The organism is Streptomyces sp. NPDC091377 (genome assembly GCF_044757045.1).
GTDB lineage: Bacteria > Actinomycetota > Actinomycetes > Streptomycetales > Streptomycetaceae > Streptomyces.
In genome coordinates this window covers 1-11776 of record NZ_JBIVUE010000011.1, presented here as the reverse complement: position 1 = coordinate 11776, position 11776 = coordinate 1, and the positions used below count along the sequence as shown (strand labels likewise).

Here is an 11776-nt window from a genome sequence, read left to right as displayed (position 1 = left end):
GACGCAGCGGGATGATCGACGCGTACGCGGATCCGGGGACGCCGGAGCGGCGGGGCCCGGCCCGGTATCTGTGGTGGCTGGTGCGGCGGCAGCCGGGGCGCTCGGCGGGCGGGGCGCTGCTCGGCAGTGTGTGGATGGTGCTGCTCGCGGCGACCCCGTATCTGCTGGCGCGGGCGGTGGACGACGGGCTCGCGGCGGGCGATCGTCCGGCGTTGGTGGGCTGGAGCGTGGCGCTGTTCGGTGTGGGCATGTTCAACGCCTGGCTGAGCATCATGCGGCACCGCACGATGACCCGGGTGCGGATGGACGCCAACTTCCGCACGGTCAAGGTGGTGGTCGACCACGCGGTGCGGCTCGGCGCCCGGCTGGCGCCGCAGACCGGAGCCGGTGAGGTGGCCACCATCGGCGTGGGCGATGTGCAGACGATCTCGCAGTCCCTGACGGTGGTCGGTCCGGGCGTGGGCTCGGTCGTCGCCTACGCGGTGGTGGCCGCGCTGCTGCTGGCGGTCTCCCCGGAGCTGGCCGCCGTGGTGCTGCTGGGGATGCCGGTGGTGGTGCTGGTGATCGGGCCCCTGGTGCGCCGGCTGGCCCGCCGGGAGGCGGAGTACCGGGAGCTGCAGGGGCTGCTGACCGCGCGGATCGGGGATCTGGCGGGCGGGCTGCGGGTGCTCAACGGGCTGGGCGGCAAGGGCCTGTTCGCGGACGCCTTCCGCGAGGACTCGGCGCGGCTGCGCGCCCGGGGCTACCGGGTCGGCGCGGTCACCAGCTGGATGCACGCGCTCGGCGTCGGACTGCCGATGCTGTTCCTGGCCGTGGTCGGCTGGCTGGCCGCCCGGCAGGCCGCGCGCGGCGAGATCACGGTGGGCGAACTCGTCGCGGTCTACGGCTATGTGGCGGTGCTGGTGCATCCGCTGGCGTTCGTCGTGGAGTGCGGCTACCAGATCAGCCGCGGCCTGGTCGCCGCCGACCGGGTCGTACGGTTCCTGCGCCTGACCCCCGCCCCGGACCCCGGCGGCGCGGACGCCCCCGCCGAACCGGCGGCACTGTACGACCCCGAGTCCGGGGTGCGGGTGCTGCCGGGCCGGCTCACCGCGCTGGCCGCCGCGCGCCCGGCCGACGCCGCGGCGGTCGTGGAACGGCTGGCCCGCTACGCCCCGTCGGAGGCGACCTGGGGCGGCGTGCGGCTGGACGCGATCGCCCTCACCCAGGTCCGTGCCCGCATCCTGCTCGCCGATCACGAGGCCGACCTGTTCGCGGGCACCCTGCGGCAGATGGTGAACGCCGAGGGGCGCTCCGGGGCCGCCCTGGACGAGGCGCTCCACGCCGCCGCCGCGACCGACATCGTCCAGGCCCTGCCGAAGGGCGCCGACTCCCTCGTCGCCGCGCAGGGCCGCGACCTCTCCGGCGGGCAGCGCCAGCGGGTCCGGCTCGCCCGCGCCCTGCTCGCCGCCCCGGAGATCCTCCTCACCGTCGAGCCGACGTCGGCGCTGGACGCCCATACCGAGGCCACGGTCGCCGCGCGGGTGAAGGCGGTCCGGGCGGGCCGCACCACGGTCGTCACCACCACCTCGCCGCTGGTCCTGGCCCAGGCCGACACCGTCGTCCTCCTGACGGACGGCAAGGCCGCGGCCACCGGCACCCATCACGGACTCCTCGCCACGGACCCGGAGTACCGGTCGCTGGTCACCCGGGACACCGAGGAGGGACCGCGGTGACACCCGAGGACAGCACACCCGGCCGCCCCCGCCGGACGGCGGACCCGGTGGCCGCGCCCGACCTCCCGGTCGCCGACCGGGCGGCCGTGCGCCGCGCCACCCTCGGGCTGATCCGCGCGGACCGCCGGCTCTTCGCCTTCGTCCTCGCCCTGAACTCGGCCGCCGCCCTGGCCGGTCTCGCCGCTCCCTGGCTGCTGGGCCGCGTCATCGACGAGGTCCGCGCCGGAGCGGGCGTGGACACGGTGGACCGCCTGGCCGCGGTCCTGCTCGGCTGTGCCGTCGCCCAGCTCCTCCTCGCCCGCTGGGCCCGGCACGCGGGGCACCGCTTCGGCGAGAACACCCTCGCCCGGGTCCGTGAACGCTTCGTCCACCGCACCCTCGCCCTGCCCGCGTCCACCGTGGAACGCGCGGGCACCGGTGACCTCACGGCCCGTGGCACCGCCGATGTGACCGCCGTCGGCACGACGCTGCGCGACGCCGGTCCCGAGCTGTTCATCAGCGGGGTGCAGGCGCTGTTCCTGCTGGCCGCGGTCTTCGTCCTGGACCCCCTGTTCGGTCTGCTCGGCCTGGTCTGTCTGACCCCCATCCACCTGGCTCTGCGCTGGTATCTGCGCCGGGCCAGGGACGCCTATCTCGCCGAGGGAGCGGCCACCTCCGGGGTGGCGGAGATCGTCGCGGCGACGGCGTCGGGCGCCCGTACGGTGGAGGCGTTCGGGCTGGGCCGGGCGCGGGTCGCCGCGAGCCGCGACACCCTGGAGCGGTCCCGCCGCACCCGGCTGCACACCCTGTGGCTGCGCACGGTTTTCTTCCCGTCCGTGGAGGTGTCGTACGTCCTCCCGGTGACAGGTGTCCTGCTGATCGGCGGGGCGCTGTACGAGCGGGGCGCGATGAGCCTGGGCGCGGTGGTGACGGCGGCGCTCTACCTCCAGCAGTTGCGGGCGCCGCTGGACGAGATCCTGATCCGGGTGGAGCAGCTCCAGAGCAGCGGGGCCTCGTTCGCCCGGATCGAGGGGCTCGCGCGGGCCCCGCGGACGGCCGCGCCGGGCGACGCCCCCGGCCCCGCGCCGGTCCCGGTGGGCGACCGGATCGACGTCAGGGGCGCCCGGTACGCCTACGACCGCGGCGGCGAGGTGCTGCGCGGGGTGGATCTGACGGTGCGTCCCGGGGAGCGGCTGGCGGTGGTGGGGCCGTCCGGCGCGGGCAAGACCACCCTGAGCCGGCTGCTGGCGGGCGTGGACGCGCCGAGCGCGGGGGCGGTGACGGTCGGCGGGGTGCCGGTGGCCGCGCTGGACCCGGAGCAACTGCGCCGTCAGGTGGTGCTGGTGACCCAGGAGCACCATGTCTTCCTCGGCACGGTCCGCGACAACCTGCTGATCGCCGAGCCGACGGCCACCGACGCACGGCTGTGGGCGGCGCTGGCGGCGGTCGGCGCGGACGGCTGGGCGCGGGAGCTGCCGGACGGCCTGGCCACCCGGCTGGGCGCGGGCGCTCACCCCACCGACGGCTCGCGGGCGCAGCAACTGGCCCTGGCGCGGGTGGTGCTGGCCGATCCGCACACCCTGATCCTGGACGAGGCGACGGCCCTGCTGGATCCGACGACGGCCCGGCACACCGAGCGGGCGCTGGCGGCCGTGCTGGAGGGGCGTACGGTCATCGCGATCGCGCACCGGCTGCACACCGCGCACGACGCGGACCGGGTGGCGGTGATGGAGGACGGCCGGCTCACCGAACTCGGCACCCATGACGAACTGGTGGCGGCGGACGGGCCGTACGCGCGGCTGTGGCGGACCTGGCACGGGGAGTCGTCCCCCTGATCCGGCCCGGGGTCGGCGGTCCGGTCCGGGACGACGGTCGGTCCGGGGGCAGCGAAGGTTCCGGGACAGGGATCGGTCCGCGGGCAGCGGAGGCTCCGGGACAGCGGTCGGCCCGGGGGCAGCGGAGGCTCCGGGACAGGGATCGGTCCGCGGGCAGCGGAGGCTCCGGGACAGGGATCGGTCCGCGGGCAGCGGAGGCTCCGGGACAGCGGTCGGTCCGCGGGCAGCGAAGGTTCCGGGACGGCGGTCGGCCCAAAGGCGGCGGTCGTTCCGGGACAGCGGTCGGGCCGGGGGCAGCGGTCTGGTCCGGGTCGTGGAAACATCGCGTCCACACGCCCTTGACCTGCCCTTGATCCGGCCTTGACCAGGCGTGGGGGAAGGCAACGGCCGCTGATCGCCTCCGGTTATCGAACCTGGACTCCTGGACAACGGACGAGTTCCGGCCAACCTATTGACGCGCTCCTGACAACACCTGGCCTTCGGTGCCACCCTTCCAGGGCCGCCTCACGGCAACCCCACCGGCACACCGCCGTGAGTCCCGTGCCGTACGCATCTGGTGTCCCGTTCTGCCCGGGCGACCCGCCGGCCGCCCGGTCTCCCATGGTCGCGCGACCCGTGACCACGCAGAAGGAGTCAGTGTTGAGCCGTACTTCCTCCCACAGACGCACCCCGCACCGCCGGGCCACCGCCGTCGCCCTCGTCGGCGTGGCGGCCTTCCTGGCCGCCGCCGTGCAGTCCGGCGCCGCGACCGCCGCCCCCGGCCAGGCCCCCTCGGCGCCGGTCGCCGCGGCGGACCCGGGAGCCCTGCCCGTCAAGCTCACCCCCGCCCAGCGCACCGCGCTGATCGGCGAGGCCGACGCCGGCAAGGCCGCCACCGCGGACGGACTCGGCCTCGGGGCCAAGGAGAAGCTCGTCGTCCGTGACGTCACCAAGGACCGCGACGGCACCGTGCACACCCGCTACGAGCGGACGTACGACGGGCTGCCCGTGCTCGGCGGCGACCTGGTCGTCTCCACGGCGAAGGACGGCACCACCGAGGCCACGGTCAAGGCGACCCGCGCGAAGATCGCCGTGCCGTCGCTGAAGGCCACCGTCGGCAAGGACCGGGCCGAGAACCAGGCGCTGCGCGAGGCCCGCGCCGAGAAGGCCGAGAGCCCCGAGGTCGACCGGGCGCCGCGCAAGGTCGTCTGGGCGGCCCAGGGCACCCCCGTCCTCGCCTACGAGACCGTCGTCGGCGGCCTCCAGCACGACGGCACCCCGCAGGAACTGCACGTCGTCACCGACGCCACCACCGGCGAGAAGCTCTTCGACTGGCAGGCGGTGCGCAACGGCACCGGCAACACCCAGTACAGCGGCACCGTCCCGCTGACCACCACCCAGTCCGGATCGACGTACAGCCTCACGGACGGGGCGCGCGGCAACCACCGCACGTACAACCTGAACCGGGGCACCTCCGGCACCGGCACGCTCTTCTCCGGAGCCGACGACGACTGGGGCAACGGCACCGCCTCCAACACCGAGACGGCCGGCGCCGACGCCCACTACGGGGCCGCGCTGACCTGGGACTACTACAAGAACGTGCACGGCCGCAACGGCATCCGCGGGGACGGGGTCGGCGCCTACTCCCGGGTCCACTACGGCAACAACTACGTCAACGCGTTCTGGTCCGACAGCTGCTTCTGCATGACGTACGGCGACGGCGCGGGCAACCTCAAGCCGCTGACGTCGATCGACGTGGCCGGACACGAGATGACCCACGGGCTGACCTCCGCCACCGCGGGCCTCATCTACAGCGGTGAGTCCGGCGGTCTCAACGAGGCGACCTCCGACATCCTCGGCACGGCCGTGGAGTTCTACGCCAACAACACCAGCGACGTCGGCGACTACCTCATCGGCGAGAAGGTCGACATCCGCGGCAACGGCACCCCGCTGCGGTACATGGACAAGCCGAGCAGGGACGGCTCGTCGCGGGACAGCTGGTACTCCGGTATCGGCTCGATCGACGTGCACTACTCCTCCGGCCCCGCCAACCACTTCTTCTACCTGCTCAGCGAGGGCAGCGGCGCCAAGGTGATCAACGGCGTCAGCTACGACTCGCCGACCTCCGACGGGCTGCCGGTCACCGGTATCGGCCGCGCGAAGGCGGAGCAGATCTGGGTCAAGGCGCTCACCACCAAGTTCACCACCACCACCAACTACGCCGCCGCCCGCACCGGCACCCTCGCGGTCGCCGGTGAGCTGTACGGCACCACGAGCGCCGAGTACAAGGCGGTCCAGGACGCGTGGGCGGCCGTCGCGGTCGGCACCCGCCCCGGCGGCCCGGGCGGCGGCACCGCCTTCGAGAACACCGCGGACGTGGCGATCCCCGACAACGGCGCGGCCGTCAACTCCGCCGTCACCGTCACCGGACGCACCGGCAACGCCCCGGCCGCCCTTCCGGTCGAGGTGAACATCGTGCACACCTGGCGCGGTGACCTGGTGATCGACCTGGTCGCCCCGGACGGCACCGCGTACCGGCTGAAGAACGCCAGCGGCAGCGACTCCGCGGACAACGTCCAGGAGACCTACACCGTCAACGCCTCCTCCGAGACCGCCAACGGCACCTGGCAGCTCCGGGTCCAGGACACCGCGGCCCAGGACACCGGCTACATCAACAGCTGGAAGCTGACCTTCCCGTAAAGAACCCGCAGGGCCCTCCGGGATCCCTGTAAAGAACCCACGCAGGCGGCACCCGTGATTCCCACCGGTCACGGGTGCCGCCCTACTCTTGGCGCATGTCCTTCACCTACGAGGATGTCGGCGCGACACGCGACCCCGGCTTCTGCCCGCCGGGCTTCCACCGGCTGCACGTACGCACCCGGATCGGCGAGGGCCAGGCGCTCTTCCGGCGGGCGGCGGAGGCCGTGGGCGGCTGGGAGATGCACCGGGCGACCGGGTTCGGCATCGACGCCGGAGCCGAACGGGCCGCACCCGACGTCGACGTCACCGTCACCCTGGCCGGACTGATAAGAGCACCCTGCCGGGTGGTGTGGACGGTGGACGAACCCCGCCGCTCCGGCTGGGCCTACGGCACCCTCCAGGGGCACCCCGAGAGCGGCGAGGAGTCCTTCGTCGTGGACCGCACCGGCGACGGCACGGTCTGGCTGACCGTCACCGCCTTCAGCCGCCCCGCCAAGTGGTACGCCAAGGCCGGCGGCGCCGCCACCCGCGGCCTCCAGCACGCCTACGCCCGCCGCTGCGGCGCCACCCTGCGCCGCCTCTGCGCCGACCTCGACGGAGCCTGACCACCGGGACCCGGCACCGGCCTCTCCGCAACGGCAGGTCCTACCGCATCAGCACCCCCGCCCCCTCCACCAGTTCCTCCGACGGCACCGCCACCAGCCCCGGTTCGGCCGGGGAGGCGAGCAGCCGGTGGGCGGGCAGGACACGGACCGTGTAGCCGAAGGGGCCGGTGCGGTCCAGGGCGAGCGGACCCTCGTAGGACCAGCGGCCCTCGGTGTCGGGGCCGGCGACCGGCTTGAGGGGGACGACCGAGGCGCCGGTGATCCGGTCCTCGGAGTCGACCCGGCCGGAGACCGCCTGGACCACCACGTCGTCCGGGCCCAGGTCACCGAGGCCCACCCGGACCCGCAGCGCCAGCGCCGTGCCGAGTTCGGCGCCGGGCAGGGCCGCCGAGGTCTCCACATGGTCGACGCTCACCCCGGGCCACGCGCGGTGCAGCCGGGCCTTCCAGGCGGCCAGTTCCCGCGCCGCGTCCGGGTCCAGGGCGCGATGGGCGCCGGCGGCGGGGGCGTAGAGCCGCTCCACGTACTCCCGGACCATCCGCCCCGCCAGCACCTTGGGGCCGAGCCGGGTCAGGGTGCGGCGGACCATCTCGATCCAGCGGTCCGGCAGCCCCTGCTGCCCGCGCTCGTAGAAGCGGGGCGTGACGCGCTGCTCCAGCAGGTCGTAGAGGGCCGCCGCCTCGATGTCGTCGCGCCGGTCGACGTCCAGGGCGGCGGCGTCGGCGGTCGGGATCGCCCAGCCGAAGTCCGGCTCGAACCATTCGTCCCACCAGCCGTCCAGCACCGAGAGGTTGAGGCAGCCGTTGAGCGCCGCCTTCATCCCGGAGGTGCCGCACGCCTCCAGCGGGCGCAGCGGGTTGTTCAGCCAGATGTCGCAGCCCGGGTAGAGCTTCTGGGCCATCGCCATGCCGTAGTCGGGCAGGAACACGATCCGGTGCCGCACCCGCGGATCGTCCGCGAACCGCACCAGCTCCTGGATCAGCCGCTTGCCGCTGTCGTCGGCGGGGTGCGCCTTGCCCGCGACCACGATCTGCACCGGCCGCTCGGGGTGCAGCAGCAGCTCCGTCAGCCGCTCCCGGTCCCTGAGCATCAGCGTCAGCCGCTTGTACGAGGGGACGCGCCGCGCGAATCCGATGGTCAGGACGTCGGGGTCGAGCACGGAGTCGATCCAGCCCAGCTCGGCGGTGTCCGCCCCGCGCTGCCGCCAGGAGGCCCGCAGCCGCTCGCGCACCTCGGACACCAGCCGCTCGCGCAGGGTCCGGCGCAATTGCCACAGGTCCGGGTCGGCGAGACCGGCGGCGGCGTCCCAGCGCTCAGCACCCTCCCCTGTGTCGTCTGCGGCGTCCGCGGCGTCCGCGGCGTCGGCCTGCCGCCCGGCCTCCAGGCGGAGCACCTCGGGGGCGACCCAGGTCGGCGCGTGCACCCCGTTGGTGACGGAGGTGATCGGCACCTCCTCGGCGTCGAACCCCGGCCACAGCCCGGCGAACATCTCCCGGCTGACCTCGCCGTGCAGCAGCGAGACCCCGTTGGCGCGCTGGGCGAGCCGCAGCCCCATGACGGCCATGTTGAACAGGTGGGCCTCGCCGCCGGGGTAGGTCTCGCGGCCGAGCCGCAGGATCCGCCCGACGTCGATGCGCGGGAGTTCGGCGGCCGGGCCGAAGTGCCGGGCGACCAGGTCACGGTCGAAGCGGTCGATCCCGGCCGGGACGGGCGTGTGGGTGGTGAAGACGGTCCCGGCGCGCACCGCTTCGAGGGCCGCGTCGAAGTCCAGGCCGGACGGGCCGCCGCCGGCGCTCAGCTCGTTGATCCGCTCCAGGCCGAGGAACCCCGCGTGTCCCTCGTTGGTGTGGAACACCTCGGGCTCGGGGTGGCCGGTCAGCCGGCAGTACGTACGGACCGCCCGGACCCCTCCTATGCCCAGCAGCATCTCCTGGAGCAGCCGGTGTTCGCTGCCACCGCCGTAGAGCCGGTCGGTGACGCCGCGTTCGGAGAGGTCGTTCTCCTCCACGTCGGAGTCGAGGAGCAGCAGCGGGACCCGGCCGACCTGCGCCAGCCAGATCCGGGCGCGCAGGAATCGGGCGCCTGGCAGGGCGAGCATCACCTGGGCGGGGGTGCCGTCGGGCTCCTCGATCCGGACCAGCGGCAGCTCATGGGGGTCGAGGACGGGGTAGTGCTCCTGCTGCCAGCCGTCGCGGGAGAGCGACTGGCGGAAGTAGCCGTGCCGGTAGAGCAGCCCGACGCCGATCAGCGGTACGCCGAGGTCGCTGGCGGCCTTGAGATGGTCCCCGGCGAGGATGCCGAGCCCGCCGGAGTACTGCGGCAGGGCGGCGGTGATCCCGAACTCGGGCGAGAAGTAGGCGACGGCGGCGGGCAGCGCGTCCTGCCGGCTCCGCCGCTGGTACCAGCGGTCGCCGGAGAGGTAGTCGCGCAGATCGTCGGCGGCGGCGGTCAGCCGGCGCAGGAACCGGTCGTCCCCGGCCAGCTCGGCCAGCCGTCCGGCCGGTACGTCGCCGAGCAGCCGCACCGGGTCGCCGCAGGCGGCCCAGCACGCGGGGTCGACGGCCTGGAAGAGGTCACGGGTCTCGGCATGCCAGGACCAGCGCAGATTGCGCGCCAGGTCGCTGAGGGGGTGGAGGGGTTCGGGGAGAACGGGTCGGACGGTGAATCGACGGATCGCCTTCACATTCCACCTCGGCGCATCGCGGGACGACGCCGCTCGTCGCGTCGGCGTCGATGGAGGTCGTTACGGATCGGGCTGAATCGGGGTACGGGTCGGGTCGACCATGGGGTCGGGGCGACCTCGGGTCCGGTCGACCATCAGGTCCGGTCGACCATCAGGTCGGGTCGGTGATCGGGGGCGGCCGACCATCAGGTCCGGTCGACCTGGGGTCCGGTCGACCATCAGGCCCGGTCGACCATCAGGTCGGATCGGTGATCGGGCAGGACCGTGATCAGGGCGGATCGGGGATGGGGACGGATCGAGGATTGGGGCGGATGGGTGATCGGAGTGGGCCGGTGATCAGGGCGGGGATCGGTGATCAGGACGGGCCGGTGATCGGGGCGGATCGGTTATCAAGGTGGGCCAGTGATCAGGGTGGGCCGGTGATCAGGGCGGGTCGGTGATCGGAGCGGATCGGTGATCGGGCGGGACCGGGTCGCGGTCGGCGTCGGTGGAAACCGTACCGGCGGCGCGGGCGCGCTCGTGGGCGCTCGGCCCCCGGGTCCGCGAATCGGCCTGAACGGCCACGCTCCCGGTGTCCGAACGGACTCATGCCACCCGGGGCCGACGGCCGCGAACCACCGGGGGCTGACGGCTACGGACCACCGGCGCCAAAGGCCACGACCCACCAGAGGCCGACGGCGACGAACCACCGGCGCCAAAGCCGCGAACCACCGGAGGCCGACAGCCACGACCCACCAGCGCCGACCGCCGCAACCCACCGGCTGCCGACAGCCACGACCCACCGGCGTCGGCGGCCACCCTCAACCGGCGCCGAAGGCCACGACCCACCGGCGCCGAAGGCCGCGGACCCCCGTCGACGGGTCACCTCGTTCTGCGCATCCCGCTCCCCTGTCTCCCCCGTAGCTCCCTGCTCGATATGGCCGATTCCGGAACCCGAGGCCACCTTGTGGTGCCCGGGCCCGCACGAGAGGCTGCCCACGTAGTCGATGAGGGGAACCACGACCATGGCACGGACGCGTGTGCGGCGTCCGCGCCGGGTGGGGGGCCTCTCCGCGGTGGCGTGCACCACGGCGGTGAGGACCGACGCCCCGCCCGCGCGGGCGGCGCCCCGAGGACGGCGCAGACCCGGCGCGGGCCGCCGTACAGGTATCCGGCGGCCCGGTCGACGGCGCCACCAGAGCGCCGCGTTCCGGTACGCCGGCGCCCGCACGGCGCCCGCGCGGCACCCGGCGGGAGCGCGGGGACCGTCCTTGTCCGGACATCCGAAAGCCTGACCCGCTTCGATGGCCGAGCCTTTGGTGACGGGGTCGGTTTCAGGCAAGGTGTCCGGTAGGGGCCTCGGTTCGCCGAACAAGCTTCTGCGGGTGCCGCGCTGGCCGCGGCGGCCCGTTCCGCACCGGGCCCGTTCACCGAGGACGGGGCCGGTCCCGCGCGCGGCCATACGCGTGAGTAGTTGTCAATGCGCCGGATTGCCCACCCGACCTCGGTGGGAAGGTTTCTGCGGGACCCTCGCAGGCACCTCCTGCCGACCCACCCTCATCCAGCCATCGGCCCACCCTTGTTGACGCGGACAGGAGCGGCGATGCCCGCCAAGCACCACACCCCGGTACGTCCGACACCGGGCACGGAAACCCTCCCCCGACCCACCACCCCGCGCACCCGTGCCGCCGCGGAGCCCGCCGCCGACTCGGTGGCGCGGCCCGCGGCCGGGGCCCCCACGACCGTCGGCCGTATCCCCGTCCTCGATGTCGCCCCCTGCGTCCAGCGGGGGCGGCGGCCCGCCAAGGCGGTGACGGGCGAGGCGTTCGAGATCTCGGCCACCGTCTTCCGCGAGGGCCATGACGCGGTCGCCGCCAACGCCGTCCTGACCGGCCCCGACGGCCGTCCGGGGCCCTGGACACCGATGCGTGAACTGGCCCCCGGCTCCGACCGCTGGGGGGCCACCGTCACCGCCGGGCTGCCCGGACGGTACACCTTCACGGTCGAGGCGTGGAGCGATCCGATCGCCACCTGGCGGCACCAGGCCGGCATCAAGATCCCGGCCGGGATCGACACCGACCTCGTCCTGGAGGAGGGCGCCCGCCTCCACGAACGCGCCGCCAAGGGCGTCCCGAGGGGCGCCGCGCGCACCGCCGTACGGTCCGCCGTCACCGCCCTGCGCGACGCGTCCCGGCCCGTCGCGGCCCGGCTGGCGGGTGCGTTGGTGCCGGAGGTGGTGGAGGTGCTGGAGCGGTCTCCGTTGCGGGAGCTGGTGACGGTGTCGGAGGCGATGCCGTTGCT

General features: G+C 74.2%; 6 protein-coding genes. 5 read left to right on the top strand and 1 reads right to left on the bottom strand.

Annotated elements, in window-relative coordinates:
* The first annotated feature begins 11 nt into the window (after nt 1-11).
* From ACIQNG_RS23395 to ACIQNG_RS23380, 4 genes are all read left to right on the top strand, one after another.
* Entirely contained in the window at nt 12-1715 is a 1704-nt protein-coding gene (locus tag ACIQNG_RS23395) for an ABC transporter transmembrane domain-containing protein (RefSeq protein ID WP_401487520.1), read from the top strand.
* A 47-nt stretch (nt 1716-1762) separates the two neighbouring features.
* Nucleotides 1763-3529: an ABC transporter ATP-binding protein gene (locus ACIQNG_RS23390; RefSeq protein ID WP_401487785.1), complete on the top strand. Its 1767-nt coding sequence runs from the start codon at nt 1763-1765 to the stop codon at nt 3527-3529.
* A gap of 600 nt (nt 3530-4129) precedes the next feature.
* Complete coding sequence (locus ACIQNG_RS23385) at nt 4130-6208, top strand: M4 family metallopeptidase (RefSeq protein WP_401487518.1); 2079 nt, start codon at nt 4130-4132, stop codon at nt 6206-6208.
* Between the two features lie 95 nt (nt 6209-6303).
* Complete coding sequence (locus ACIQNG_RS23380; protein WP_401432139.1) at nt 6304-6813, top strand: DUF1990 domain-containing protein; 510 nt, start codon at nt 6304-6306, stop codon at nt 6811-6813.
* 40 nt (nt 6814-6853) lie between these two features.
* Here ACIQNG_RS23380 and glgP read toward each other — a convergent pair whose 3' ends face one another.
* On the bottom strand, nt 6854-9496 hold the full coding sequence (glgP, locus tag ACIQNG_RS23375) for an alpha-glucan family phosphorylase (RefSeq protein WP_401487516.1): 2643 nt from the start codon (nt 9494-9496) through the stop codon (nt 6854-6856).
* A 1582-nt stretch (nt 9497-11078) separates the two neighbouring features.
* Here glgP and ACIQNG_RS23370 point away from each other — a divergent pair.
* The coding region (locus tag ACIQNG_RS23370) for a maltotransferase domain-containing protein (RefSeq protein WP_401487514.1) at nt 11079-11776 on the top strand (698 nt) is incomplete at its 3' end.

What these genes read in the sequence shown, in the direction of transcription:
- ACIQNG_RS23395 (WP_401487520.1), top strand. Translation starts at nt 12, where the DNA reads ATGATCGACGCGTACGCGGATCCGGGGACGCCGGAGCGGCGGGGCCCG.
- ACIQNG_RS23385 (WP_401487518.1), top strand. Translation starts at nt 4,130, where the DNA reads ATGGTCGCGCGACCCGTGACCACGCAGAAGGAGTCAGTGTTGAGCCGT.
- ACIQNG_RS23380 (WP_401432139.1), top strand. Translation starts at nt 6,304, where the DNA reads ATGTCCTTCACCTACGAGGATGTCGGCGCGACACGCGACCCCGGCTTC.